We start from the raw sequence: 26,506 nt of genomic DNA, 5'->3' as shown, positions 1-26,506 counted from the left end.
TTGCGTCAGGAAGGGAGCCATGACACAAGGCTGGGTAATTGTCTCTGTTTCACTGCTTTATATGGGCGCACTGTTTGCGATTGCTTGGTATGGTGATCGTCAGCCGCGCTGGTTACGCTCATGGCGTCCATGGATTTATAGCCTTTCTATTGCGGTGTATTGCACCTCTTGGACCTTTTTCGGCACAGTTGGGCAAGCGTCCAGCTCGCCATGGTCATTTCTTCCGATTTATCTTGCCCCTATTCTGGTGTTTACCCTTGGGGGGCGTTTTCTTGCCCGCATGATTTTGATCGCCAAGCGCGAGCACATTACCTCTATTGCCGACTTTATCGCGGCGCGATATGGCAAATCGCAGGGCTTGGCGGTGATGGTGACCTTGATTGCCGTGGTGGGCGTGCTGCCTTATATCGCGTTGCAACTGCGCGGGATCGCCATGGGACTTGATGTGCTTTCCCCAGAGCTAGGGCAAAGCGTTGGCTTGGCTCAACCCCAAATCGCCTGGCTTGTGTGTATCTCCTTGGCCGTATTTACCGTGTTATTTGGTACGCGGCATATCGACAGTACGGAGCACCACCGAGGGATGATGATGGCAGTCGCGTTCGAGTCGATCGTCAAGCTGGTCGCATTTCTTGGGGTGGGGATCTTTGTGGTGTGGCTGTTATTTCAAGCGCCGAGCCTGCCTGTGAGTTTGGAGGACTCTGGCGTGATTGGTCGCCCGGATGTGGGTAGCTTAATCATCCACACGTTTTTGACGGGCGCGGCGATCATTTGCTTGCCGCGCCAGTTTCACACCATGGTGGTGGAGAACACGCGCGCGAGTGATTTGAATACCGCGCGTAAAGTCTTCCCGACCTACTTGTTGCTGATGTTGATTTTTGTCCTGCCGCTCGCCTACGCGGGGCAAGCGTTGTTACCTGGGGCGCCTGCCGATACGCACGTGATTCGGTTGCCGCTATCGGTAGGAGCTGAGGGAGTGGCGCTACTAGCGTTTATGGGTGGGGCATCGGCTGCCAGCGGGATGGTGATTGTTTCCACCATTGCGCTGGCGATCATGGTATCCAATGACTTGGTGATGCCACTGTTGTTGCGGCGCATGAAACTGAAATCACGTAACTTTGCGCAGTTCTCTGGGCTGTTACTCAATGTTCGCCGTGCGCTGATCTTTTTGATCTTAATTGCAGCGTGGGGCTTCTATCATCTCATCCTCACTGTGCCCACGTTGTCGGAAATCGGCTTTCTCTCCTTCGCGGCCATTGCGCAGTTTGCCCCTGCGATGATTGTTGCCTTGTACTGGCGTCAAGGCAACAAAAAAGGCGTGTATGCGGGCTTACTGATAGGGTTTTCACTATGGCTGGTGACCATGATGACTCAAACCGGCATGCTGGCAGGGGATGGGCAATCGAATCTATTGATTTGGCTTATTACCCCTCCCGACTTTGCACCTTTTACTCACCTCAATACCGTGGATTGGGGGCTGGCCTTCAGTGTGTTAATGAATGCCCTGGGCTTTGTGGTGGTGTCTTTACTCACGCGACCCTCACTCAGTGAGCGTTTACAGGCCGCTGCGTTTGTTGGCATGCCACTGCCGGAAAACGATGACGCGCGCTTGTATCAAAGCCGAGTCACCGTGGCTGAGCTGGAAATGCTCGCGGCACGCTTTGTTGGCCGTCGGCGTATGCGTCAGGCGTTTAGCCAATTTGCCGAGCAGCGTGGTGAAGAGCTGATGCCCCAGCAACAAGCCAGTGCACCGCTGATCCGTCACACCGAGCGGGTGTTGGCTGGGGTATTTGGCTCGTCATCGGCACGCTTAGTCCTTTCATCAGCCCTGCAGGGGCGCAACATGCAATTGGAAGAAATTGCCACCATTGTTGATGAAGCCTCTGAGTTGTTCGATTTCTCGCGGGGATTACTGCAAGGGGCGATTGAGCATATCAATCAAGGGATCTCTGTGGTGGATAAGCAACTGCGGCTGGTGGCATGGAATCAGCGCTACATTGATATGTTTCAGTTTCCACTCGGGCTTATCCAGGTCGGGCGACCGGTCGCGGACTTAATTCGATTCAATGCCCAGCGCGGACTCTGTGGGCCGGGTGATCCGGAAGAACATGTCAGCAAGCGGGTGCTGCACTTAACACGACGAAAGCCGCATACCTCTTCGCGTGTGCATCCAGACGGACGGGTCATTGAGTTGCAGGGCAATCCGATGCCAGGCGGGGGGTTTGTCATGACCTTCACCGATATTACCGCGTTTCGGGATGCGGAAGCGGCGCTCAAGCAGTCTAATGAAACCCTTGAAGCACGAGTGACAGCGCGAACGCGGGAATTGGAGCGACTGAATAGCCAGTTGATTGATGCCACCCGCAAGGCCGAATCCGCCTCACAGTCGAAGAGTCGCTTTTTAGCCGCCGTCAGTCACGACTTGATGCAGCCACTTAACGCGGCACGTTTGTTTGCTTCATCACTCAGTGAAATGGCGGCCAATCGAGATACCGAAGCCGTTGCTCAGCATATAGAGAGCGCACTAGAAAGTGCGGAAGTGTTGATTGGTGACTTGCTCGATATCTCGCGCCTGGAGTCGGGTAAAATGAAAGCACGGATTGAGTCCTTTCCATTGTGTGAAGTCTTTGATGCGCTTGAAGCGGAATTTGGGGTGTTAGCGCGTCGCCAAGGATTGGACTTTCGCGTTGTGACCAGCCAGGTTTGGGTTCAGTCTGATAAGAACTTGCTGCGCCGAGTACTACAAAACTTTTTGACCAATGCCTTTCGCTACAATCCTGAGGGCCGAGTGGTGTTAGGTGTGCGACGGGCAGGACGCGACTACCGTATTGAGGTGTGGGACGACGGTGATGGGATCCCCCTTGAGCGTCAGCAAGATATCTTTCAAGAGTTCACCCGCATTGACCGCGAAGGGGCCGAGCAAGGGCTGGGCTTAGGGTTGGCGATCGCGAAGGGCATTAGCCAAATCCTCTCTCAGCCTCTGGCATTGCAGTCCTGGCCGGGTCGGGGCACGGTGTTCTCAATGACAGTGAATGCGAGCCAAGCGGAAAAGATTGAGTCAAGCCCGGTGGTGCCTGCCACCGCTTCGGCGCGAGAGCTCGAAGGTTGCCGTGTCTTATGTGTAGACAATGAACAAGAGATCTTAGATGGAATGGCGCAGCTTTTATCACGGTGGGGATGCGACGTTCGCTGCGCCCCCGATGTGAGTGGCGCGATCAAGACGATCGGTGACCAATGGCAGCCTGAGTTTGTGCTGAGCGATTACCATTTGGCGAACCAGCAAACCGGGCTGCAAGTGCTTCAACAATGCCAATTAAAACTAGGGTGTTGCTTTCAGGGAGTGATCATCAGTGCTGACCGCAGTGCCGAGACACAACAGACCGTGACTGGACTAGGCTTTATGTATCTCTCCAAACCGGTAAAGCCGCTCAAGTTGCGTGCGTTACTACAACAGCGAGGAAAATCATGACCCCTTTTTCGTTACCCCGTTTAGAAACCGATGTTGGCATCGTTAAAGTGGCAGGGCACTTTAATCCGGTTGATGGACATATTGACCTTGATGAACTCGCTCACCTGGACGGTGATGGCTGGGCGGATGTCAGTCATTGGCTAACGGAGCAAGCGTATGAAAACAAAATCGCCACCATCGTGGCGGCGATCCGAGCGTCCTTGATGTCGCCTGATGCGTAAGTGGTTACCTTTCGTACTGACGCCGTATGCCGAGGCTGACGCTATGAAGCGTCCTGAGATTGTTGGTGCTCGGTATAAAATGTTTTATGCTCGATAAATGTCACTGGCGCTTCTGCGTAATAGTGGCTCCCCTTCATACTGACGGCTAGACGAATTTGCGTCTCCTCACTGCTTGGAGCGGGGAGGCTAACCGTCCAGGTCGTGCCTGTTTCATCGCGGATTTGCATGGTTTGCGGTGTGATGTCTGTCAGGCCGATTTGTGCGCCCTCCAACGGCAGCTCGCTGACTAACCGCAGCGTTAGCCGGTTGTTATCAACCCCCTGCGATTCCAGTTTGAGTTTCATATCACCATTTTCGAGCTGACAGAAGCCACTGGTATAGCGACAGTTAGAACGGACCGCCAGCGGGTAACTCTGTCCTGGCTGAGCGGCTTTAGGCGGCTCAGACACGCTGGCATCGACGGCAAAATAGGTGATCACCGCTAATACTGGCGCAACCAGCATCGCAATAACCACATGTTTATTGGTGAGTAAACGCGTGACCGTTGACATCATGCCTCTCCTTGGCTGGAAGTTACAAACCGTGTAAAAGCCCCCGAAGGGGCTTGATAGATGAACACCGGATTAGTGTGATTGCGCATCACCGGCTCCAGATGGCATACGAACGTGCTCGACCAAATCTTGTACCTCTTGCGGTGTTTCTTTGGTCAGGCGTGAAACAATGATTGCCACCACAAAGTTACATACAGCGCCCACCGCGCCAAAGGCATTTGGCTCGATACCCAGTATCCAGTTGCTACCCAGGCTTTCTAAGTAGGTCCAATCCGCGACAAACAGAATCCCTTTATGCTGGAATACATAGAACAGGGTGACGCTGATCCCCGCGACCATACCTGCAATCGCCCCTTCCTTGTTAATGGTTTTGGTGAAGATCCCCATCATCAGCACCGGGAAAATCGATGATGCGGCCAAGCCGAACGCCAGGGCCACTGTCCCGGCCGCAAAGCCTGGTGGGTTGAGCCCCAAATAGCCTGCACCCGCTATCGCTAATGCCATGGATATCCGGCTTGCCAGTAGCTCGCCTTTTTCACTGATATTCGGATTGACGACCCCCTTTATCAAGTCATGGGATATCGCTGACGAGATCGCGAGTAACAGCCCAGCCGCGGTCGACAAGGCAGCGGCTAAGCCCCCGGCGGCGACCAGGGCAATCACCCAGTTAGGGAGTTTGGCAATCTCTGGGTTTGCCAGCACCATGATATCGCGGTCAACACGTAGCTCATTGGTGTCTGGGTTCGAAGTGTATTGGATCTTGTCGTCACCGTTTTTGTCTTCAAAGCCCAAAAGCCCGGTGGTTTCCCAGTTTTTAAACCAGTCTGGACGCTCGTCATAGACAAGGTTGTCGCCATTAGGCAGATTGACGGTGTCCATTAAGTTTAAGCGCGCCATCGCCGCCACCGCAGGTGCTGAGGTGTATAAAATCGCGATAAAGAACAGCGCCCAACCGGCGGATGTCCGTGCATCACGCACTTTAGGCACCGTAAAGAAGCGGATAATAACGTGGGGCAAACCGGCGGTACCTATCATCAGTGACATGGTGTAGGCAAACATGTTGAGTGTACTGCCGCGCACCGCGGTGGTGTATTCGACAAAGCCGAGTTCGGTCACCACCTGATCAAGCCGGTCGAGCAAGTACTGATCCGTGCCTGCCATGGTGCTGCCTAGACCAAGCTGTGGGAATGGGTTGCCTGTCAGTTTGAGGGAGATGAAGATTGCGGGAATAGTGTAAGCCAAAATGAGTACGCAATACTGAGCAATTTGGGTGTAGGTAATGCCCTTCATCCCGCCCATCACGGAATACATAAACACAATCACCATCCCGATTAATAGCCCGGTGGAATAGTCCACTTCTAGGAAGCGACCGAAAGCCACCCCGACCCCTTTCATCTGGCCGATAACATAGGTGACAGAAGCGATGATCAAGCAAACGACGGCAACAATGCGCGCGGTTTTTGAGTAGAAGCGTTCACCGACAAACTCTGGCACGGTAAATTTGCCAAATTTACGTAGATAAGGGGCGAGCAACAGTGCGAGAAGCACAAAGCCGCCGGTCCAGCCCATCAAAAACACCGAACCGCCATAGCCCATGAATGAGATCAAGCCAGCCATAGAGATAAAGGACGCGGCTGACATCCAGTCGGCAGCGGTTGCCATCCCGTTGGCCACAGGGTTAACCCCGCCACCGGCGACATAAAACTCTTTGGTGGAGCCTGCGCGTGCCCAGATCGCAATCCCGATATAGAGGGCGAACGTGAACCCGACAACAATATAAGTAATGGTTCTTAAATCCATGTGTTAGTCCTCTTACTCGTCGTCCACGCCGAACTCGCGATCGAGTTTGCGCATTTGTTTGGCATACACAAATATGATGCCGAGGAAGGTATAAATCGATCCTTGCTGAGCAAACCAGAATCCAAGTTTATAGCCACCAATTTGAATGGTATTGAGGGCATCCACGAATAAGATCCCACAGCCGAATGAGACAACAAACCAGACAATCAGCAGACTGATCATCAGTTTTACGTTTCTGTCCCAGTAGGCTTTCGCGTGTTCCTTGCTTTGAAACGCCATCGCCTTCTCCTTGTTTAGCACGTTAATGGAATGTTACTTGAAGACGATAGCAGGGGATGAACAGCGCGACATTGCAACTTTAGTCGAGCGCAGTAAGTGATAATGATCGGAAAAAGCAGGGTTTTTGTGAGCTAGGTACGGCTGGCTCGGGTTGAGCCAGCCAAGATTTGCGCCAAAGGTCTAAGTTAAGTGGTAAAACTTTTGGATCCCTTCGAGCAAATTAGCAACGGCGACCGAGGCAAGTATCAGCCCCATGACGCGGCTGATAATCGACGCGCCGACGTTGCCAATCACTTTGTGAATCACATTGGCCCCGAGGAGTAAGACCAAGGTCGCGACCAATACAAAAAACATCACCCCAGCGGTCACCGCTTGTTCAGCAATGGCGTACCGATTGTTATCTGTGAGCATGACCACCGCCATCATGGCACCAGGGGAAGCAATGGAAGGGACGGCGAGCGGATAAACTGCGGTGGCGGCAATTTCGGCTTTATCCACGTTTTCACTCAGCATTTTGGCTTCTTGGCCGGGTTTTCCTTCACCGAAAATCATGGTTAACGAAAACAACAGTAATACCAAACCACCAGCTGCTTGGAACGCGGGCAAGGGGATTTGCATGGCTTCGAGCAAAATCTGACCGACAATTAAAAAGAACAGCAAAATAGCAAAGGCAATTGCCACGGCTTTCACCGCGACACGGCGTTTTTGTTTGGCGGACATGTGGCTGGTTTGTGAGAGATAAATGGGCACGCTACCGACAGGGTCGATCACGGCCCATAAAATCACGAATTGCGTAGCAAGAATACTTAACATAAGCGCTCCAAAGTCGGTGTCTGGGGCGCTAGCGTATCAAAGTTCGATATTAGATTGCTGCAATAAAATCACCGCTTGAGTGCGGTTTTTTACTCCTAGCTTACGAAAGATGGCCGTCATGTGCGCTTTAATAGTCGCCTCGGAAACCGACAGGTCGTAGGCGATTTGTTTGTTCAGAAGCCCGTCGCATAGCATCCGCAACACCTTATACTGCTGTGGCGTCAGTGTGGCGAGTTTGTCAGATAAGCGCTCGCTTTCATCGTCTTCGCCGAGATCATCAGGAAAGCAGGGGGTGCCTTCTAGCACTTGGGTTAACGATTGTACCAATGCACGCATATCGCTGGATTTAGGAATAAAGCCAAAGGCACCATGAGCGCGTACCTGGCGGATCACGCTCGGCTCTTCACTGGCAGAGATCACCACAATCGGCAGGGTAGGATAATGGTGACGCAGCGCAATTAAGCCCGACATGCCATTGGCGCCCGGCATTTTTAAGTCGAGCAGCACCAAGTCGACCTCAGCCTCTCGCGCTAAGATCTGATTTAGACTGTCTAAGCTGTCTGCCTCTAGCAGATTGGCACCGCTTATCGCCATATGCACGGATTGAAAGAGGGCATTCCGAAACAGTGGATGATCGTCGGCGATAACGATGGTGTGTTGCGCTTCCATAATGCGGCTATCTTCCCTTTGTTTTCAATAAAACTACCACCAGATATGGGGTTTATCAATTTTGTAACAAGAGAACTAAGAGATTGATCAGTGCTCGCTTTTTACTTCATGCTGCAATCCATGCTGACGTAGGTGCGCCATGAAAGCTTGAGGGGCTAAAAAGCCGGTAATGCGGGCGGTCGCATGACGCTCTCCATTGGCTAACCAAAAGTCGAGTGTGGGTAGCCCGGCCACGTCTTGGCTGCGCATTAACGCAAAATCTTCCGGACGATTATCACTCAGGTTCACTTTAATCCGGTGCATGTGGCTAAGCTGCTGAGCCACTGCCGGGTCAGTGAAGGTTTTTTGCGCGAATTGTTTACACGGGATGCACCAATCGGCGTAGTAATCAACCAAAGCGATTTGTTGATTAGCCGCGGCGCTGGCGAGCTCTGCATCAAGCGCGGCTTGCGAGTTGACGGTGATAAATGCCGGTGCGCTATCAGACGCTTTCGGCGGTGCGGTGACTTGTTGCGAGCGAACGATGTAAAGCGCACCAGCACCCAGTGCGGCAATCAATAACCCAGCCGTTAGTGCAAAGCGGCGACCCTGTCTCATACTTTTTCCTTTTCATGCCAATAGGATGAGTATACACGCATACCATGATCACATTGTATGGGTTTGCGATTGAATCAATTGGCCGGGGGTCATGCCAAACTGACGCTTAAAGGCGGTAACAAAATTAGAGGGATGATGGTAGCCCGCCCAGTAAGCCGCTTCGCCAATTGAAATCGCCTCATGCAGTAACTTTTCTTTGACCACCACCAACCGACGACGACGGATGTAATCTGAAACGGGCACGCCTAGATGGGTACGAAAACGGCGCTGCAGTGTGCTGCGACTCAGGCCGCATGCGTGTGCAATGGTCGATAAGGTTAATGCGGTGTGCAGCTTAGTTTCAATATACGCGACGGCTTTTGCGATTTGTGGCTCATAGGTGGCAGGGATGAGTTCGGTAACAGACTCAATGGTGAGATGAGAGGCTTGCTCACACAGGTGCTTGATGATGGTGAGTGCATGGAGGTGCTGGGTCAGGGGATCAGCCTCGTTTTGCCTACTAAAGCGGGGTAATAAGGCGTGAATGGGGTCGAATATGGCGGTACTAGGTTGCCAGCGTACACAGCCTAAATGATGACGATGCAAGGCACTAAGCAGTGGCAAGGCTTGCTCGTCTGCATACCCATCAAGCCACTCGGGCGGAAGCAATATATTCACTTTTTTAAGGTGATTCCCTGCAATTAAGCGACGACGAAAGGTGCTGTCACGGCACACGGAGACGGCAAGTGCTTGGGGCTGGTGGCATGCATTGCACCGATACGTGTGGTCATCGTAGGCAAACTCCAGCACGCCCTCGAGGACTATCACTAGCATGATCCCCTGATGGGCACGGTGGAGGACATTGGCATCACATAATTCATCGGTGATCCCGCTATCGATATGCAACCCACCCGGACATGAAGTATGTGAAAACTGTCCCCGTACCAAGGATTGCGTCCGTTTTGAGTGATTAGCCATGATCTCGGCGTGACCATCTGCGCTGGACTCTCGCTGTGTGCAAACAACAGAGACGGGTGCTGCCATCGTATTCCTCCGTAACACGCCGCATAAACGTGCTATGCATAAACGCTCTGCGCATAAAAGCTTGATGCGTGCGCATAATTGTTTTTTCTTCCTGAAAAGCACTGAAATAGTAACATAAATGCGAATTAGTATCATTTAGTTGTTTGGGTTATCCACGAAGGAAATGAAGTATGACGTTGTTACTACCTGTCCCAGCACGTCTGGGCTTGCTGACGCTTAGTATAGCCAGTGCTCTATGTGCCCCTGCGGTGGCTGCTGATAATCTTGAGGATGAAAGCATAGAAACTGTCTCAGTATGGGGGACGCAAGTGTCCAGCTCATCCCGTTACCTGGGAGAAACGGATCTCACCGTCAAGCAACCGGATCACCTCTCTGATCTATTGCGTGATATCCCCGGTGTGGATGTGGGGGGCACGCACTCGCTCACCCAGCGCATTAATATCCGTGGTTTTACCGAACAAGATCTGGATATCACCGTCGATGGCGCCTCTCAAGGCGGTAAAATGTTCCACCACATCAGCAACCTCACTTTAAACCCTGACATTTTGCAGCGTGTTGATGTCGCGGTGGGCGCCTCGTCGATTCTCACCAGCGAGCTGGGGGGCGCGGTCGCGTTTGAAACCAAAGATCCCTACGATCTCTTGCGTGCGAATGAGACATTTGGAGCACGCCTAAGTGCTGGTTGGGGCAGTAATGACTCCCAACAAGGCTCGTTGACCGTTTATGGGTTGTTGAGTGATGAATGGGATGCGATGGCATATATTAGCCGTTTTGATCGGGACAACTTTAAAGATGGTGACGGTAATCGCACCTTTGGCGGTGAGGGAGAGATCACTAATGGCTTAGTAAAAGTAGGCTGGGAGCCTGCAAGTGGGCATCGCTTTGAACTCAGTTATGATAAGTATCGCGATAAGGGCGACTATCTGCCGCGTCCTGATATGGGTGTAAGCTTCAACCGCAATCGTACCGGTGAAATGATACTGCCAGTGACCTACGATCGCGATACCGCCACGATCAATTACGAATACACCCCGTCACAAGCTATCGAATTGAAAGCGCTGGCCTATTATAACCAGCTGTCACTCACCCGTGATGAAACCGAATTTGCCACCCACCCATTTCTGGCTGACCGCAAAGGCGTCAACGTGGCGGAAGACACGAACCTTGGGGTAAAACTCAGTGTGTCACAGCGTATTGGCGATCACCAACTCGCGTACGGTGCGCACTATGAAAATCAAGACAACGACACCCAATTTGCCAAACCGGGTGTACAGATTTTGGAATCGGCCGACAAGATTGCGCTGTATGTGGAAGACAAGATAGCGCTGACCCCACGTTTTTCGGTGACGCCCGCGGCGCGTTATGACAGCTTTGATCGCCGAGCGACCAGCTCGAGTCAGCGTTATGATGATGTGTCGTTGGCATTGGGGGCCGAGTTTGTCGCTAACGACTATCTCACCGTGTTTGCCAATAGCCGGGAGCTGCACAAAGCGCCACCATTGAGCGAGTCATTTACCACCACAGCACTGAGTGAAAGCGCGGATAAAGACTTGAAAGCCGAGCATGGCCGGACCGATGAAACTGGCGTGCGCCTGTCTAATGCAGCGGCGCAAAAAGACTACTTGTTGACCGCCAATTTGACGGTGTTTCGCACTGAACTCGATGATGAAATTGTGGTGCGCAGCTACAAAGATGGCGGTGGCAACTGGGCTTATGAAACCACCAACCGTGGCGATGTCACCTATCGTGGCTTTGAAGCCAGTACCTATTGGGCATGGCAGCAGTGGACGGCGTCAGCCAGTTACAGTCGCACGGATGTGAGTTATTCAGAGGCGTATCAACTGGATCAGATTTTTGGTCGCGCCCGCCACCTCGGCGATACCGTAGCCTTGAATGCGGATTACGCGTTGACCCGTTGGGATGTTTTGCTGGGGTGGAACACTCAAATTCAGCGATCGACCACCGTTCCTGATAGCAACTTGACCAAGCCGGGCTACACAGTCCACAACGTGTTCGCTCAGTGGCAACCGATGGCAGTAGACGGATTCACTTTGACGGCAGGGGTCGACAACCTGTTTGACAGTCGCTATCGCTCGCATGCGTCAACGTCAGGTAAACGAGGCGCAGAAATCCTCGATTACGAGCCCGGTCGCAATATTAAATTGACGGCATCCTATCAATTTTAATCGCAAAGAGGTGGGCGCTTGCGCCCACCTATCAAGGAGCATTGATGCCTAGTATGACGACGATGATTGACTCCGAGCATGCCCCACGTTACTTGCAGACCTTGTGTCGTCACTTTGGTCGCAAAGTCGAGGCGAGCTGGGATGAGCAAACAGGACGCGTACATTTCCCTGCGGGAGTGTGTGATATGCAGGTGCAAGGAACCCAGTTGCGTGTTACATGCCATGCCGATGATGAAGCGAGCTTAACCTTGGTGACTGAGACGGTCAGTAGCCACATCAAGATGTTTGCACGCCGAGAAGCACTGCCCCATCAGTGGCAGTGCGTCGCCGACGCTTAGGCGTGTTTTTTCGCGCGCCCTTGCACCGCCTTAAAACGTGGATTGGTTTTGCAAATGACGAACATGCGCCCGCGACGACGGACAACCTGACAATCAGGGTGGCGCTGGCGGGCGCTTTTTAGTGAGTTAACGACCTTCATGACGACGCCTTTTTGCGGCGGCCTACTTGGCCAAACTTACGCGCGAAGTGTGCCGCGCGCCCTTCTTTGTTCGTCGCTCGTGCCTTCCCGGTATATACCGGGTGTGAGGCGCTCGAAATATCCAGTGGGTAGTAAGGATAGGTTTTGCCATCTTGCCACTCGATGGTACGTGATGTTTGCAAGGTTGAGCCGACAATAAAATAGGCGTCAACACTGGTGTCATGAAAAACGACAGAACGGTATTCGGGATGGATATTGGCTTTCATAACGACTCTCCGTTGTTTGTTATGATATAACATAACATCAGTGAGAAAGAATGAAAAGTCCATCAGCGTCCAGGTTAAAGATCTCATTTCCCGAACTTTTTGTTGTCAGTTCGCCAAAAGTGTTACTTTTTCTTACCTGAATCAACATGCGCGTGACGGCATCTGGTTAGGATTTGGCCATGGTGCTGAGCGCGGTTGCTCACATCTCCCACCAAGGATGGTGCTTATTAGTGGCGATAGGCCGACGGAGGAGCCGTCATATCGTATCTACCCCAATACGCCATGGGCGTGCCATAGACAATGAATGCATGTGAACGGACGCGTGGGGACGTCTATCCAAAGTAGGAGAAAGTTATGTTCTTGGTTGAGTTATTAGTGGTACTCAGCTGCATCTTAATTGGTGCCCGTATCGGCGGCATTGGTTTAGGTGTGATGGGCGGGGTCGGGCTCGCTGTCTTAAGTTTTGGGTTTGGTTTACAGCCCACGCATCCGCCGATTGATGTTTTATTAATGATCATGGCGGTGGTCGCCGCGGCAGCCACCATGCAAGCAGCAGGTGGCTTGGATTTTTTAATTAAAATTGCCACCAATATATTACGTAAAAACCCACGTCACATTACCTTTGTTGCCCCTTTAGTGACTTATGTCTTCACTATGATGGCGGGAACCGGACACGTTGCCTATTCGGTCTTACCGGTGATTGCTGAAGTCAGTCGTAAAAGCGGCATTCGTCCGGCTCGTCCGTTAGGGATGGCGGTCATTGCCTCGCAATTTGCGATTGTGGCCAGTCCCATTGCCGCCGCGGTGGTTGCCTGTGTGGCCTTTTTAGAGCCGCAAGGGATTACCCTTACTGATGTGCTGTCGGTTACCATTCCCAGCACCTTTATTGGCCTTGCCTTGGCATGTGTGATTGTTAATAAGCTGGGTAAAGAGCTTAAAGACGATCCTGAATATCAACGCCGTTTACAAGATCCCGACTTTCGTCGAGAAATGGAAGCGGATTTGGCCGTTGAAGATATCGAAGTCACGCCGGAGGCGAAGAAATCGGTTGGCTTGTTCTTATTTGGTGCCTTAGCCGTGGTCATAATGGGGGCATTCCCAACCCTGCGCCCGGCCTTTGATGGCGAGCCAATGGGGATGGCGCATACCATTGAAATCGTGATGTTGTCAGTGGGGGCACTGATCATTTTGACCTGTAAGCCGGACGGCAATGCGATTAGCCAAGGTTCGGTATTCCATGCCGGGATGCGTGCGATTGTCGCAATCTTTGGTATTGCTTGGCTAGGTGATACTTTGATTGGTGGCCATGGCGAGATGGTCAAAGAGGCGGTGTCTGGCTTGGTTGAGATGGCACCGTGGACATTTGCGTTTGCGCTGTTCGCTTTGTCAGTCATGGTGAACAGCCAAGGTGCAACGACAGCGGTGTTGGTGCCCGTGGCGATTACCTTGGGGCTGCCGCCTTCGATGATTATTGCGACCTTTGTAGCAGTGAATGGCTACTTCTTTATTCCTAACTACGGGCCGATCATTGCCTCCATCGACTTTGACCGAACCGGCACCACGCGGATTGGTAAGTATATTTTTAATCACAGCTTTATGGCACCTGGCTTGCTGAGTATGGTGTTCAGTATCGCTTGTGGTTTGCTGATTACCCAGGTGTTGTAACGGCAATTTAAGGTATAAAAGAAGGGCGCTGTCAGCGCCCTTGTTGTCTCTGTTGGTAGTTGGTGTCTGTTGTGAGTGACCCACTGATGACTGACCCACTAGGCGTTAAAGCGTTTACCGCGATACTTAGGGTGCATCAGGTTCTCCACCGAGAAGATCTCGTCCAGCTCCGCCTCGGTCATTAAACCACGCTCGAGTACCACCTCTTTGACGCTCTTGCCCGTTTCGGCGCAAATCTTACCGACAATATCGCCTTCATGGTGGCCGATAAAGGGGTTAAGATAAGTGATAATCCCAATCGAGTTAAGCACGTAGTGTTCGCACACGGCTTGGTTAACGGTGATCCCACTCACGCACTTCTCACCCAAGTTCCGGCAGCCATTCGCCAGAATGGAGATAGACTCAAACAGCGCCTGGCCAATCACCGGCTCCATCACGTTAAGTTGCAATTGACCGGCTTCGGCAGCAAAGGTGATGGTGGTGTCATTCCCCATCACGCGATAGCAAACCTGGTTCACCACTTCTGGGATCACCGGGTTAACCTTAGCGGGCATGATGGATGAACCGGCCTGCATTTCAGGTAGGTTAATTTCATTGAGCCCGGCACGTGGGCCCGAGGAGAGCAGTCGGAGGTCGTTACAAATCTTCGACAGTTTCACCGCCAGGCGTTTTAGCGAGCCATGGACCATCACATACGATCCACAGTCTGACGTGGCTTCAATCAAATCTTCTGCTGGGATACACGGCAAGCCTGTGATTTCAGCTAGGCGTTTCACCGCCAGTTGCTGATAGCCTTCTGCGGCATTCAGTTTGGTGCCAATCGCGGTGGCGCCGAGGTTGACCTCTAACAGTAGCGCGGCGGTATATTTAATGTTTTTGATTTCTTCGCGCAGTAGTACTGAGAACGCTTTGAATTCTTGCCCGACCGTCATCGGTACCGCGTCTTGCAGCTGGGTGCGGCCCATTTTGATGACATGCGCATAGGCTTCAGCTTTGGCATCGAATTCTTTTTGCAGGTAATCAATCGCATCCATCAGCTTGAGAATGCTGTTGTAAACGGCAATACGGAAGCCTGTTGGGTACGCACAGTTGGTGGATTGGCTCTTATTGACGTGATCGTTGGGGTTAATCACATCATAGTCACCTTTCTCATGCCCCATCAGTTCAAGCGCAAGGTTGGCAATCACCTCGTTGGCATTCATGTTGACAGAGGTGCCTGCGCCGCCTTGGAAGACATCCGAGGGGAACTGATCCATGCATTTGCCGGTTTCTAAAATCTGGTCACAGGCTTTGATGATGTAATCACCGACATCGGCAGGAATAACCCCAAGCTCTTGGTTTGCCATCGCAGCGGCTTTTTTGGTGTAAACCATGCCGCGAACGAAATCGGGGATATCAGAAATCCGGGTACCGGAAATGGTAAAGTTTTCCACTGCCCGCAACGTATGGATACCGTAGTAGGCATCGGCAGGTACCGCGCGTTGGCCGAGTAAATCTTCTTCTAAACGGGTTGCAGTAGTGAGGATCGAGGTTTCATTGGGTGTTACAATCGTCTGAGACATGCGTTGGCCTTAACATCAAGTTATTATAATGATTAAAACGTCGCCACAAATTTTGCTGTAGAATCCATTCCTCAGAGATTTTGGCTGGATGTATTATCTGTTACATCCTTTCAGCCGCCATTACAGCATATAATGCGGTGAAAAGGGCTGACCCCGGTCACAGCTGTAGCATGGCGCATAGACAAAATGCGCTTTCTTGCACATTGATTCAAGCGCTAAATTCGGTTTCGTTGTTCGGCGTTTGGCGGATTTTGATGTTAGGATGAAAAGTCCATTTCCAGCGCGAGGTGAATCGTGTTTCCAATCTTATTGCTGCTATTTATTCTGGTCCCAGTGATTGAAATCGGCCTGTTTATTCAGGTTGGTGGTTGGTTGGGATTGTGGCCCACACTGGCGCTGGTTTTGATCACGGCATTCGTCGGAGCCTCCTTGGTGCGCAGCCAAGGACTGATGACCTTGGCCTCGGTGCAAGACAGGCTTAATCGCGGAGAATTGCCCGCCCAGCAAATCCTTGAAGGCGTGATGCTGGCCGTCGCTGGCGTGCTGCTGTTAACGCCAGGCTTTATGACCGATGCAATGGGGATGTTGGTGCTGCTACCAGCACCGCGTGCCGCGCTCGCCAAACAAGTGATGAAACGCGTCACTGTCTCTCAAGCAGGCTTTAGCCAAAGTGGCTTCCATCAAGGGGGCAATGCGCAAGGACCTTTTGGGGAGGATCCTTTCCGTCGCGGAGGCCGTGGTGACGATAGCAACACCTTTGAGGGGGAATATGAGCGCAAAGATGACGACGATGATGACCATCGTCTGCGCTAAGCCATTTCGGAGTTAAACCCAGCAAAAAGGCCGCATGAAGAAGCGGCCTTTTTCGATCATAACGTCCGCTTATTGGGTAAGCTCGGGGCGCTGACGGTATTGATCGAGTGATGCTGGGTTATCCAAGGCGCTTAGCTGTGCCACGTCTTGGCCATGGACCACATCGCGTACCGCCAATTCGGCCAGTTTCCCTGACTTGGTGCGCGGAATATCGCTTACCTCGACAATCACGGCGGGAACATGGCGCGGTGTGCACTGGGTGCGGATGGTTTTTTTGATGGTTTGCTTGAGTGGCTCATCCAGTGTCACGCCGGCGGCGAGTTTGACGAACAGCACCACGCGGACATCATTTTGCCATTGCTGACCGATGACCACTGAATCCATGATCTCGCTAAGCTGATTTACATGGCGATAGATCTCCGCCGTACCAATTCGCACCCCGCCTGGGTTTAGTACCGCATCAGACCGACCATAAAACACCATGCCACCTTGTGCGGTCAGGCGCACATAGTCACCATGAAACCAGATATCATCAATCTTGTTCCAATAGGCATTGTGATAGCGACTGCCATCGGTATCGTGCCAAAAGCCAACCGGCTGGTTGGGGAAGCTATTGCAACACACCAGCTCCCCTTTCTGCTCCTCAACTGCTTGGCCTTGGGGGTTAAACACTTGTACATCCAGCGCCAAGCCGCGCTTTTGGCTTTCGCCGCGATAAACCGGTGACAGTGGACTGCCAAGAACAAAACAGCCACAAATGTCGGTACCACCCGCAATCGAGCTTAACTGCAGATTAGACTTTATCTTTTGATAGACATAATCAAACTGCTCGGGCGCAAGTACCGATCCGGTCGAACACAGGACGCGCAGCGACGCCAGCGAGTAATCATCTTTCGGCGCCACCCCTTGTTTTTCCAATGCTTCTAAGTATTTCGCCGCCGTGCCAAAAAGGGTGAGCTGGTGCTGCTCGGCCAGTCGCCAAAGTACCCCCGCATCCGGATAAAACGGCGAGCCATCATAAAGCACCAAGGTCGCGCCGCTTGCCAAGGCACTGACCTGCCAATTCCACATCATCCAGCCGCAGGTGGTGAAGTAGAAAAAGCGATCGCCGGGGCGCACATCCGAATGGAGCTGATGCTCTTTCAGGTGATTGAGCAATATTCCTCCCACTGAATGGATAATGCACTTAGGTTTACCCGTGGTGCCGGAAGAGTAAAGCACAAAGAGTGGGGCATTGAATGCCACGCGGGTAAAGCGAAGCGGCGGCGCATCGTGGGCTAATAAATCTTGCCAATTATCCACGCCAGCAGGTAAAGAAGGTCGCTCGCCATCAAAGGGGATCACCACGAGGCGATCAATGGCCGGTACCCTATCCACCACCTGCTGCGCTTTGCTTAGGCAGTCATAGATTTTGCCGTTGTAGTGATAGTGGTCGGTGGTAAACAGCACTTTGGGCTCGGTTTGGCCAAAACGGTCCAACACACTGTCGACGCCAAAGTCCGGTGAGGTTGAGGTCCAAATCGCGCCCAGTGCCGCTGTGGCAAGCATCGCAATCACGGTTTCCGGCAGGTTAGGTAAATAGCCGGCAACTACATCGCCCGGCTGAACGCCCTGTGTGTCTAAGTAGTGACGGATGGCCGCCACCTGATCGACGAGCTCACGCCAAGTGAGGGTGCGTGCTACCTCATGCTCACCGCTAAAAATCATCGCCGGTTGGTCGGCATACTGCTCTGCGTGCTTGAGCAGGTTTTCGGCATAGTTCAGACGTGCGGTGGGAAACCACTGGCTATCCCGATTAGGGTGCTCGGGGTCGATATCGCACACACTCTCGCCTAGATCGCCGATCACGCCGGCAAATTGCCATAATTGTTGCCAAAAATCGCCGCTTTGACGCACTGACCAGGCATAAAGATCGTCATAGCCACTCAGCTGGGTGTCGTGAGTCTGATTCACGGCACGGATAAACGCGGCGAGTAAGGTGTGGGTTTGACGTTCCTTATCCGGCGCCCACAACAATCCGTCTTTCATGTCCTCTCCTTAGCTCTTATCAGGGTGTGCCTGTATAAATGCATCCAGCGTTTGGCATTGTGATTCAATGCGCGTCAGGGTTGGGTAGGCCGTTAAATCAAACGCAAATCGGCGTGCATTAAAAAGCTGCGCGACCAAACAAATATCGGCCAAATTTGGCGCTTCGCCGCCAATAAAGGGGCTGTCTAATCCTTGTAATTTGGCTTCCAAGCCATCGAACCCTTGCTTTAGCCAATGGTGATACCAAGTGATTTTATCGTCATCACTGTGGCCAAAGGGGCCGGTTAAGTATTGCAGAACCCGCAAGTTATTGAGTGGATGCACATCACAGGCAATGTCGAGCGCCAGTGATCGACACTGGGCTTTTTGCACTGGATCACTGGGGAGCAGTTTGACCTGTGGATAGCGCTCGTCGAGGTATTCGATAATGGCGAGCGATTGGCTCAAGGTGATATCGCCATCGACCAAGGTAGGCACTAAACCGGCGGGGTTGAGCGAACGATAGGCGTCGCTGTGCTGGTGTTTATCCAGCAGGGACACGGTTTCTCGTTGGTAGGTGAGGCCTTTAAGGCCAAGGGCGATGCGGACGCGGTAGGCCGCGGTCGACTTACTGTAATCATAAAGCAGCATACAAGCTCCTAGACGGCGTCAACGTCAAGCGCGCCTAGAGACTCTAGGCGCGCATAAAGGTTACTCCGGGATGTAACGGGTCACGGTTTGCTCTATGGCACCGAAAATAGATGCCTCTTGGCTGTCGCGCATATCGATGGTGACGCTATCGCCAAAGGTCATAAACGGGGTTTTTGCCTCACCTTGGTCGATAATTTCTAGCATGCGCTTTTCGGCTAAGCAGCATGAGCCTTTGCTGCGATCGGTGTTGGACACAGTACCGGAGCCAATAATGGTCCCCGCACTGACATGGCGGCTTTTCGCCACATGCGCGACCAGCTCGGCAAAATCAAAGGTCATGTCGACACCGGCGTCGGGCGAGCCGAACCATTCGCCGTTGAGGGTGACATGCATCGGTAGGTGGACTTTATGGTCGCGCCAGTGATCGCCCAGCTCATCGGGGGTAACCGCCACCGGCGAAAAGGCAGAGGCGGGCTTGGATTGGAAAAAGCCGAACCCTTTGGCAAGCTCGCCGGGGATCAGGTTGCGCAGGGAAACATCGTTGACCAGCATCAGCAGTTTAATGTGTTGGCCCGCTTTGTCGGCACTTAGGTGCATGGGCACATCATCGGTGACGACGGCAAGCTCGGCTTCAAAGTCACAGCCCCAGGCATCATCGACCAATTCAATCTCGTCACGTGGGCCGAGAAAGCCATCAGACATGCCTTGATACATCAGTGGGTCGGTCCAAAAACTCTCAGGCATTTGTGCGCCGCGTGCTTTGCGCACCAGTTCAACGTGGTTAACGTAGGCGCTACCATCGGCCCACTGAAAGGCGCGGGGCAGTGGAGAGTCGCAGACACTCGGGTCAAAGGCAAAGGACTCACTGACTTGATTGTCATTGAGCGCGTCGTAGCGCTGAGTCAGTTTGGGCGCAAGAGTCGCCCAATGATCGAGTGCCGCTTGTAGTGTGGGCGCAATATCGTCGGCGTGGACGGCGCGAGTAAGGTCACGAGAGACCAAAATCAATTTGCCATCACGTCCGTGTTTGAGTGAAGCCAGTTTCATTGCTTTCTCCTTCGCTATTCTGCGTCACTTGGCGTGCGCCAAGAGTAAACATAATCGGTCAGTTCGGTGGCTTTCGCCGCGTCGCCCATATCAAGTGGCATGCGGGTATCAATCATCACCGCCACTTCGTCGGTCTCTTTTTTCTGATGCTTTTTGCCCGCAGCAAAGGCTTTTGGGTGAGGACCATGTGGGAAGCCACAAGGGTGTAGAGTCACCATGCCGGCATCAATGTTATCGCGGCTGAAAAAGTCACCTTGGTGATAGAAAAGCACTTCATCATAGTCATCGTTATTGTGGTAAAAAGGCACCTTCAGTGCGCCAGGATCTGACTCGATCGGGCGGGGGACAAAGGTACAAATCACAAAACCTTGCGCGACAAAGGTGGTGTGCGCGGATGGTGGCAAGTGGTAACGATGGCTCATCAACGGGCGGATATCTCGCCAGTTGAGCCGGAATACGGTGAGATTGCCCTTCCAGCCCACGGCATCAAGTGGGTTATAAGGGTAAGTGACACGGTTAAGCTGTTGGCGCGATTTGATCATCACCTGCCAGCTTTCGCTGTCGGATTGCTGGGCTTTAAAACTATCGTCAATGCGCGCATGTTCTAACACCGCAGGGTCAAACACCGCATGTTCGCCGACAATGCCTCGTTCGGCGCTCATGTAGGAGCCATGTGTCGCTTCAATCATCAGCAAGGTGGTGGCCTCATCCGGCACCAGTCGCCAGCTGGTGGCGCGAGGAACGATCAAATAATCGCCTTTGCTGTAGCGCAAGTGGCCATAATCGCAATACAGCGAGCCTTCGCCCTGATGGACAAACAAGCAATCGTCGCCATCGCTGTTGCGCACCAGATAAGACATGGCGGTATCGGTGCGCCATAAGCGAACCTGAACGTTGGCATTGGATAACAGCACAGGTGCATCCATTGGCGACGTGCCTTGCGTTTCAACTCGGTTGGTATCAAAAGCATGCGGTCGTAATGGGCCTTCCCACTCGCTCCAGCCCGTCGGGGGATGGCGGTGATACATATGGCTGGCCGGGCCAAAAAAGCCTTCCTTGCCACACTCGCGCTCGTAGGTTCCCTCGGGAAAGTCGCAGTGGGCTTGACGTGAGGCATCCCCTTCACGAATGGGGAATGAAAACCACTTTCGCATAACTCGCTCCTTGTGCTGGGCGGCCGTGCTCACCGGGACGGCCAAATAGTTTCAAAAGAAACAATCTATCCGTTTATACTAGCGATCAGAGACGAGAAAAAGCAACGCTCTGTTAACAAATATTTTACTTTGAGTGTTCAGTATTTTTGCCGCCTAAAAATCGTAAGTGTAAACAAAGCACTACCTTTGCATCTTATCGAAGCCTCTCGTAAAGTAGGTTATATGATTTCACTTGAAACTAACTGGTATGACCCTTCCTCATTTAGCGCTCGATAGCTTTTTGCCTTATAAGCTGGTTCACACGGCGGAGTTGGTGGCCGATAGTCTTGCGGCACGTTATGAAGCAGAGTTTGGATTATCGCGTCCAGAATGGCGCGTGCTGGCCTCTTTGGGGGCACGGGATGGCGTGATGGCGAAAGATTTAGCCGCAGAAACGCGGCTGGATAAAGTAAAAGTGTCGCGCTTGCTTACCCGTTTAGAGCAGCACCAACTGGTAGAGCGACGCGCGTGCCAAGGTGATCAGCGCGCCGCGTTAGTCCATTTGACCGACAAAGGACGCACCCATTATCAGACTATTGTCCCCAAGGTATTGGAGTGGGAAACAGCCATGCTTGAGGGACTCAGTGCGGCGCAGTATCAAGCGCTTTATCAGGCGTTAGACGCTCTGCAGCACCGCGTTCATGAGTTGGCTCAGACGGACAATGATGCCGCGAGTGTCTGACGGCGCAGCACCACGGCATACAGGTACGCCATAATACCGGCCAGTAGATTAGCAATGGCGATTCCCGCAAACAGGCCATGGGTGCCGTTGACCATGCCGCCCAGCCACGCACAGGGCACCAAGAAGACAAACAAACGGACGAGGTTGCAGGCGAACGAATGCAATGAACGCTTCATAGCATTCAGGCCGCCGACCAATAACATTAAGGTGCCTTGTAAGCCGTAACTGGCCGGAACCACCATCAAATAGTGGGCAATTTCTTGTTGAACCCGCACATCGTCACTGAACAAATTCGCAATCAGATCGATAAAAGGCCACAGCGACAAGTACAGGGCAAACTGGAATAAGATGGCAAAGCGCATCGCGCTAAACAGTGCCTGAAAGGCCCGTTGATGGTATTGCGCGCCAAAGTTTTGCGACATTAAGGGCGTGAGCGATGACGTCATCGCCATCATCACAATTAATAAAATGGCTTCAATGCGTTGCGCGGCGCCATAGGCGGCAACGCTCTCTGTCCCTTGCGAGGCGAGCATCATCATTAAAATGGCACCTGCCGCCGGGTTTAAGGCATTGGTCATCCCAGCGGGCATGCCAATTTTAAGGATTTGACGCACGTCAGTCGCCAGTTTGGTCCATTGTGGTGCGATTAGTAGCCGTTCACGGCGAATCAGTATACTTAGCGCGGCTATCAATGCCCCCGCCCAACTGACGGCGCTGGCGATGGCGGCCCCTTTTACGCCCAGCTCGGGAAACGGACCCAAGCCAAAAATCAGTAAGGGGTCGAGCGTCCCATTAATCAGGCCGGAGACCATCATGATTTTCGCCGGCGTTTTGGTGTCGCCCGTGGCGCGGATAGCGGCGTTTCCTGCCATGGGTACCACGAGTAATGGAATGGTGAGGTACCATACCTGCATATAGTCGTGGATCAACGGCAATAAGTTGTCGCTTGCCCCGAGTGCGGAGAACACTGGATTGATGGTAGCCGCCCCCAGCCAACCGACGGCCATCACTATGAATACCGCCAAGATCAAGCCGTGACTCGACACCCGCGCGGCATCTTGATGATCGCCTTGACCAAGCAATCGCGCCACCAAGGCGGCAATGCCGACCCCTAACCCGAGCGTGATGGAGTTAACCGCAAAGGTGATCGGGAAGGTGAAGCTCACCGCAGCGAGTGCTTCCGTGCCAAGCAGTGAAATAAAGAAGGTATCCACCACATTGAACATGATGATCGCGAACAGCCCAAATACCATGGGCACGGTCATCTTACGCAATGTGAGGTTGATCGGGGCGGAGAGCAGCCCGTGTTTGTCGTTCATAATCGCTTATCACTGGGTTGGGACGGCTTACCCTAGCGGATCCTCACAATCGGAGAAAGTTGCCAGTCTAAAAAAACAAAAAAATTACTGTAAAACCCTTGGGAAAGAAAAAGGGCGTCCCCACATAGGGAGTTACATCAGGAACCGGACGCATGTACGGCCTGTGTGCATACTTACTTCATCAAACGGAACATCATTACTAATTCAGGAGACGACCGATGAACATTCGTCCACTACATGATCGCGTTATCGTTGAGCGCCAAGAAGCTGAGTCTAAATCAGCGGGCGGCATCGTGTTAACTGGTTCTGCTGCAGAAAAGTCTACCCGCGGTAAAGTGCTGGCGGTAGGCAAAGGCCGTATTCTTGAAAACGGCAATGTGCAGCCATTGGACGTTCAAGTGGGTGACACTGTTATCTTCTCTGAAGGCTTTGGCACCAAGACGGAAAAAATCGAGGGTCAAGAAGTTCTGATCTTGTCTGAAAGCGACATTATGGCAATCGTTGAATAATTCATTTCACCTCCAATCAATAATGTAAGAAAGGAATAGAATCATGGCTGCTAAAGACGTTAAATTTAGTGACGACGCGCGTGCGAAAATGCTCGAAGGTGTGAATGTTCTGGCTGATGCCGTGAAAGTCACACTAGGCCCTAAAGGCCGCAACGTAGTACTAGACAAATCATTCGGTGCCCCAACCATCACCAAAGATGGCGTCTCTGTTGCGCGTGAAATTGAACTGGAAGACAAATTCCAGAACATGGGCGCACAAATGGTGAAAGAAGTGGCGTCTCAGTCGAACGACGCTGCGGGTGACGGAACGACAACTGCAACTGTATTGGCGCAATCTATCGTCAATGAAGGCTTGAAAGCAGTCGCGGCGGGCATGAACCCAATGGATCTAAAGCGCGGTATCGACAAAGCGGTTGTTGCGGCGGTTGAAGAGTTGAAAAAACTGTCTGCGCCTTGCACCAGCAATAATGCGATTGAGCAAGTGGGTACCATTTCTGCGAACTCTGACCACACTGTTGGTAAGATTATCGCTCAAGCGATGGAAAAAGTCGGTCGTGACGGTGTTATTACCGTTGAAGAAGGTCAATCACTGCAAGACGAACTGAGCGTCGTAGAAGGCATGCAGTTCGATCGTGGTTACCTATCTCCTTACTTCATCAATAACCAAGAAGCCGGTAACGTTGAGTTGGATAACCCATTTATCCTACTGATCGACAAAAAAGTCTCGAATATCCGCGAGCTGCTACCAACCCTTGAAGCGGTTTCTAAAGCGTCTCGTCCTCTGCTGATCATTGCAGAAGATCTTGAAGGTGAAGCGCTAGCGACATTGGTTGTCAACAACATGCGTGGCATCGTCAAAGTCGCTGCCGTGAAAGCCCCTGGCTTTGGTGACCGTCGTAAAGCGATGCTGCAAGATATCGCAACCTTGACGGCAGGCACTGTGGTTTCTGAAGAAATCGGCATGGATCTAGAGAAAGTGACGCTGGAAGACCTAGGTCAAGCCAAGCGTGTCACTGTCACTAAAGACAACACCACTATCGTTGACGGTGTCGGTGAGGAAGCGGCGATTGAAGGGCGTGTTGCGCAGATTCGCCAGCAAATCGAGGAAGCAACCTCAGACTACGACAAAGAAAAACTGCAAGAGCGCGTCGCTAAACTGGCTGGCGGTGTTGCAGTGATCAAAGTCGGTGCGGCGACAGAAGTCGAGATGAAAGAGAAGAAAGATCGCGTTGAAGATGCCCTGCACGCAACACGTGCGGCGGTTGAAGAAGGCGTGGTTGCCGGTGGTGGTGTTGCCCTAATCCGTGCGGCGAGCAAAGTTGGCGAGCTGAAAGGTGACAACGAAGAGCAAAACGTGGGTATCCGTGTTGCACTGCGCGCCATGGAATCACCGCTTCGTCAAATCGCGACCAACGCAGGTGATGAAGACTCAGTGGTTGCTAACAAAGTGAAATCTGGCGATAACCACTTTGGCTACAATGCATCAACTGGCGAATACGGTGACATGATTGAGATGGGTATTCTTGACCCAACCAAAGTAACACGTAGTGCACTACAGTTCGCTGCCTCTGTTGCGGGTCTGATGATCACCACTGAAGCCATGGTTACCGATCTGCCACAAAAAGACGGTGGTGCTGATATGGGCGCTGCTGCTGGTATGGGTGGCATGGGCGGAATGGGCGGCATGATGTAATCGCCTCTCCCCCCTGAAATGAAAAAACCCAGCTTCGGCTGGGTTTTTTCGTTGTGTGCTGCCAGAATCGATTTTAATCGTCAGTGTGTTGAAGTGGATGAGAATAAGTTCATCACGGCCACACCGGCAACAATCAGTGTCATCCCAATCACCGCCGGCGTATCGAGCTTCTGGTCGAACACCAACCAACCAATGAGCGCTATCAATGTCACGCCCGCTCCCGCCCATATCGCATAGGCGATGCCTACAGGAATGGCGCGTAAAGTGAGGGCGAGTAGATAGAAAGAGAAACTGTATCCCACTACCACTAATATCGAAGGAACGAGCTTAGAAAAGCCGTCACTGTTTTTGAGTGATGCGGTTGCAATCACCTCTGCCACAATAGCAAACCCTAGAAAAAGCCAATGCTTCATATCGATGACTCCCAAGTGAGAAACAGGTGAGCCATGCTACCAGCCAATTTTTATGATGTATGCCTCATTTTGAGTAGAGAAGAGTGAAAGACACGATCGGACATGTAAGCCAAGGTGAACACGAGCGGCAAAATATAGCAGGTAAAGTAGGCAAAATGTCTTGTTCTGTACGCTTTTTGTTCAGGTGACATTTTTTTTGCAAAAAGGGGTTGCGGGAAAAACTGAGATCTCTATACTGCGCTTCCTGTTGACGGGGCAACGAGACGCAAGTCACGAAATGCCAACCACTCAGTCAACACGCTCTTTAACAATTTGACCTATGCAATCTGTGTGGGCACTCGTTGAGAATAGACAAAAAGATTTATTCGATGAACTGAGTGACCAAACGACAACTTTTACAGTTGTTCGGCACAGTCAATTCGTTTGTCTCGTAAGAGACGAACAAAACAGTATTTATCGAGCCGTTTGTCTTTCCTTTATAGGAAAGCGAACAAAAGAACTTAAATTGAAGAGTTTGATCATGGCTCAGATTGAACGCTGGCGGCAGGCCTAACACATGCAAGTCGAGCGGAAACGGCAGTATTGAAGCTTCGGTGGATTTAC

General features: G+C 52.2%; 26 protein-coding genes. 9 read left to right on the top strand and 17 right to left on the bottom strand.

Going from position 1 to position 26,506, the window contains the following annotated elements:
- Positions 1–19: 19 nt before the first annotated feature.
- Positions 20–3,466, top strand: a complete 3,447-nt coding sequence (locus tag BGL48_RS04410; RefSeq protein ID WP_069361529.1) for a PAS domain-containing hybrid sensor histidine kinase/response regulator — start codon at positions 20–22, stop codon at positions 3,464–3,466.
- Positions 3,463–3,687 carry a hypothetical protein gene (locus BGL48_RS04405; protein WP_069361528.1) on the top strand — a complete coding sequence of 75 codons (225 nt, stop codon included), beginning with the start codon at positions 3,463–3,465 and terminating at the stop codon, positions 3,685–3,687. Before BGL48_RS04410 ends, BGL48_RS04405 begins: the two co-directional genes overlap by 4 nt.
- A gap of 41 nt (positions 3,688–3,728) precedes the next feature.
- Here the strand turns inward: BGL48_RS04405 and BGL48_RS04400 are convergent, their stop codons facing one another.
- The 7 genes from BGL48_RS04400 to BGL48_RS04370 all read right to left on the bottom strand — a co-directional run bounded on the left by BGL48_RS04400 (position 3,729) and on the right by BGL48_RS04370 (position 9,419).
- A complete protein-coding gene (locus tag BGL48_RS04400) occupies positions 3,729–4,241 on the bottom strand; it encodes a hypothetical protein (RefSeq protein WP_069361527.1) in 513 nt (170 codons plus the stop codon).
- A gap of 69 nt (positions 4,242–4,310) precedes the next feature.
- Positions 4,311–6,038 (bottom strand): sodium:solute symporter family protein, encoded by a 1,728-nt coding sequence (locus BGL48_RS04395; protein ID WP_069361526.1) that lies wholly within the window; start codon positions 6,036–6,038, stop codon positions 4,311–4,313.
- A 12-nt stretch (positions 6,039–6,050) separates the two neighbouring features.
- Positions 6,051–6,317: a DUF4212 domain-containing protein gene (locus BGL48_RS04390; RefSeq protein WP_046074540.1), complete on the bottom strand. Its 267-nt coding sequence runs from the start codon at positions 6,315–6,317 to the stop codon at positions 6,051–6,053.
- A gap of 180 nt (positions 6,318–6,497) precedes the next feature.
- Positions 6,498–7,130 carry a MarC family protein gene (locus tag BGL48_RS04385; protein ID WP_069361525.1) on the bottom strand — a complete coding sequence of 211 codons (633 nt, stop codon included), beginning with the start codon at positions 7,128–7,130 and terminating at the stop codon, positions 6,498–6,500.
- 36 nt (positions 7,131–7,166) lie between these two features.
- A complete protein-coding gene (locus BGL48_RS04380; protein ID WP_069361524.1) occupies positions 7,167–7,799 on the bottom strand; it encodes a response regulator in 633 nt (210 codons plus the stop codon).
- Positions 7,800–7,886: 87 nt separating this feature from the next.
- Complete coding sequence (locus BGL48_RS04375; RefSeq protein ID WP_069361523.1) at positions 7,887–8,396, bottom strand: thioredoxin fold domain-containing protein; 510 nt, start codon at positions 8,394–8,396, stop codon at positions 7,887–7,889.
- A gap of 48 nt (positions 8,397–8,444) precedes the next feature.
- Entirely contained in the window at positions 8,445–9,419 is a 975-nt protein-coding gene (locus BGL48_RS04370; protein WP_069361522.1) for a helix-turn-helix transcriptional regulator, read from the bottom strand.
- Between the two features lie 170 nt (positions 9,420–9,589).
- On the opposite strand from BGL48_RS04370, the gene BGL48_RS04365 reads away from it, so the two are divergent.
- Entirely contained in the window at positions 9,590–11,605 is a 2,016-nt protein-coding gene (locus tag BGL48_RS04365) for a TonB-dependent receptor domain-containing protein (RefSeq protein WP_069361521.1), read from the top strand.
- A 44-nt stretch (positions 11,606–11,649) separates the two neighbouring features.
- Positions 11,650–11,943, top strand: coding sequence for a DUF2218 domain-containing protein (locus BGL48_RS04360; RefSeq protein ID WP_069361520.1), 294 nt, complete (start codon positions 11,650–11,652; stop codon positions 11,941–11,943).
- Here the strand turns inward: BGL48_RS04360 and ykgO are convergent.
- The gene (ykgO, locus tag BGL48_RS04355; protein WP_069361519.1) at positions 11,940–12,083 is read right to left on the bottom strand and encodes a type B 50S ribosomal protein L36; all 144 of its coding nucleotides are present in this window, start codon (positions 12,081–12,083) and stop codon (positions 11,940–11,942) included. The two genes, BGL48_RS04360 and ykgO, sit on opposite strands and share 4 nt — an antisense overlap.
- Positions 12,080–12,349: a type B 50S ribosomal protein L31 gene (locus BGL48_RS04350; RefSeq protein WP_069361518.1), complete on the bottom strand. Its 270-nt coding sequence runs from the start codon at positions 12,347–12,349 to the stop codon at positions 12,080–12,082. Before BGL48_RS04350 ends, ykgO begins: the two co-directional genes overlap by 4 nt.
- A 354-nt stretch (positions 12,350–12,703) precedes the next feature.
- On the opposite strand from BGL48_RS04350, the gene BGL48_RS04345 reads away from it, so the two are divergent.
- Positions 12,704–14,014, top strand: coding sequence for an anaerobic C4-dicarboxylate transporter family protein (locus tag BGL48_RS04345; RefSeq protein WP_069361517.1), 1,311 nt, complete (start codon positions 12,704–12,706; stop codon positions 14,012–14,014).
- A 98-nt stretch (positions 14,015–14,112) separates the two neighbouring features.
- On the opposite strand, the gene aspA is transcribed toward BGL48_RS04345, so the two are convergent.
- Complete coding sequence (gene aspA / locus BGL48_RS04340; protein WP_069361516.1) at positions 14,113–15,576, bottom strand: aspartate ammonia-lyase; 1,464 nt, start codon at positions 15,574–15,576, stop codon at positions 14,113–14,115.
- A 294-nt stretch (positions 15,577–15,870) separates the two neighbouring features.
- On the opposite strand from aspA, the gene BGL48_RS04335 reads away from it, so the two are divergent.
- Complete coding sequence (locus BGL48_RS04335; RefSeq protein WP_069361515.1) at positions 15,871–16,389, top strand: FxsA family protein; 519 nt, start codon at positions 15,871–15,873, stop codon at positions 16,387–16,389.
- A gap of 69 nt (positions 16,390–16,458) precedes the next feature.
- Here the strand turns inward: BGL48_RS04335 and BGL48_RS04330 are convergent, their stop codons facing one another.
- From BGL48_RS04330 to BGL48_RS04315, 4 genes are read right to left on the bottom strand one after another with little or no spacing between them, the layout of a single operon-like run.
- Positions 16,459–18,417, bottom strand: coding sequence for an acetoacetate--CoA ligase (locus tag BGL48_RS04330; RefSeq protein WP_069361514.1), 1,959 nt, complete (start codon positions 18,415–18,417; stop codon positions 16,459–16,461).
- 9 nt (positions 18,418–18,426) lie between these two features.
- A complete protein-coding gene (gene maiA / locus BGL48_RS04325) occupies positions 18,427–19,047 on the bottom strand; it encodes a maleylacetoacetate isomerase (RefSeq protein WP_069361513.1) in 621 nt (206 codons plus the stop codon).
- 60 nt (positions 19,048–19,107) lie between these two features.
- Positions 19,108–20,094, bottom strand: coding sequence for a fumarylacetoacetate hydrolase family protein (locus tag BGL48_RS04320; protein ID WP_069361512.1), 987 nt, complete (start codon positions 20,092–20,094; stop codon positions 19,108–19,110).
- A gap of 14 nt (positions 20,095–20,108) precedes the next feature.
- The gene (locus BGL48_RS04315; protein WP_069361511.1) at positions 20,109–21,248 is read right to left on the bottom strand and encodes a homogentisate 1,2-dioxygenase; all 1,140 of its coding nucleotides are present in this window, start codon (positions 21,246–21,248) and stop codon (positions 20,109–20,111) included.
- 232 nt (positions 21,249–21,480) lie between these two features.
- Between BGL48_RS04315 and BGL48_RS04310 the strand changes: the two genes are divergently transcribed.
- Complete coding sequence (locus tag BGL48_RS04310) at positions 21,481–21,969, top strand: MarR family winged helix-turn-helix transcriptional regulator (protein ID WP_338418109.1); 489 nt, start codon at positions 21,481–21,483, stop codon at positions 21,967–21,969.
- On the opposite strand, the gene BGL48_RS04305 is transcribed toward BGL48_RS04310, so the two are convergent.
- Positions 21,939–23,288: an MATE family efflux transporter gene (locus BGL48_RS04305; RefSeq protein ID WP_069361509.1), complete on the bottom strand. Its 1,350-nt coding sequence runs from the start codon at positions 23,286–23,288 to the stop codon at positions 21,939–21,941. The two genes, BGL48_RS04310 and BGL48_RS04305, sit on opposite strands and share 31 nt — an antisense overlap.
- Before the next feature lie 218 nt (positions 23,289–23,506).
- Here BGL48_RS04305 and BGL48_RS04300 point away from each other — a divergent pair, with 218 nt between their 5' ends.
- Both BGL48_RS04300 and groL read left to right on the top strand, forming a co-directional pair.
- Positions 23,507–23,797 carry a co-chaperone GroES gene (locus tag BGL48_RS04300; protein WP_046074554.1) on the top strand — a complete coding sequence of 97 codons (291 nt, stop codon included), beginning with the start codon at positions 23,507–23,509 and terminating at the stop codon, positions 23,795–23,797.
- A gap of 43 nt (positions 23,798–23,840) precedes the next feature.
- Positions 23,841–25,490, top strand: a complete 1,650-nt coding sequence (gene groL, locus BGL48_RS04295) for a chaperonin GroEL (protein WP_069361508.1) — start codon at positions 23,841–23,843, stop codon at positions 25,488–25,490.
- 80 nt (positions 25,491–25,570) lie between these two features.
- On the opposite strand, the gene BGL48_RS04290 is transcribed toward groL, so the two are convergent.
- Both BGL48_RS04290 and BGL48_RS16665 read right to left on the bottom strand, forming a co-directional pair.
- Complete coding sequence (locus BGL48_RS04290) at positions 25,571–25,903, bottom strand: SMR family transporter (protein WP_046074556.1); 333 nt, start codon at positions 25,901–25,903, stop codon at positions 25,571–25,573.
- Between the two features lie 361 nt (positions 25,904–26,264).
- On the bottom strand, positions 26,265–26,506 hold a 242-nt coding region (locus BGL48_RS16665; RefSeq protein WP_425589742.1), incomplete at its 5' end, for a hypothetical protein.

The organism is Salinivibrio sp. SS3, assembly GCF_001722105.1.
Classification (GTDB): Bacteria; Pseudomonadota; Gammaproteobacteria; order Enterobacterales; family Vibrionaceae; genus Salinivibrio; species Salinivibrio kushneri.
Note: the sequence above shows the minus strand (reverse complement) of the source record. Positions and strands in the feature narration are given on the sequence as shown.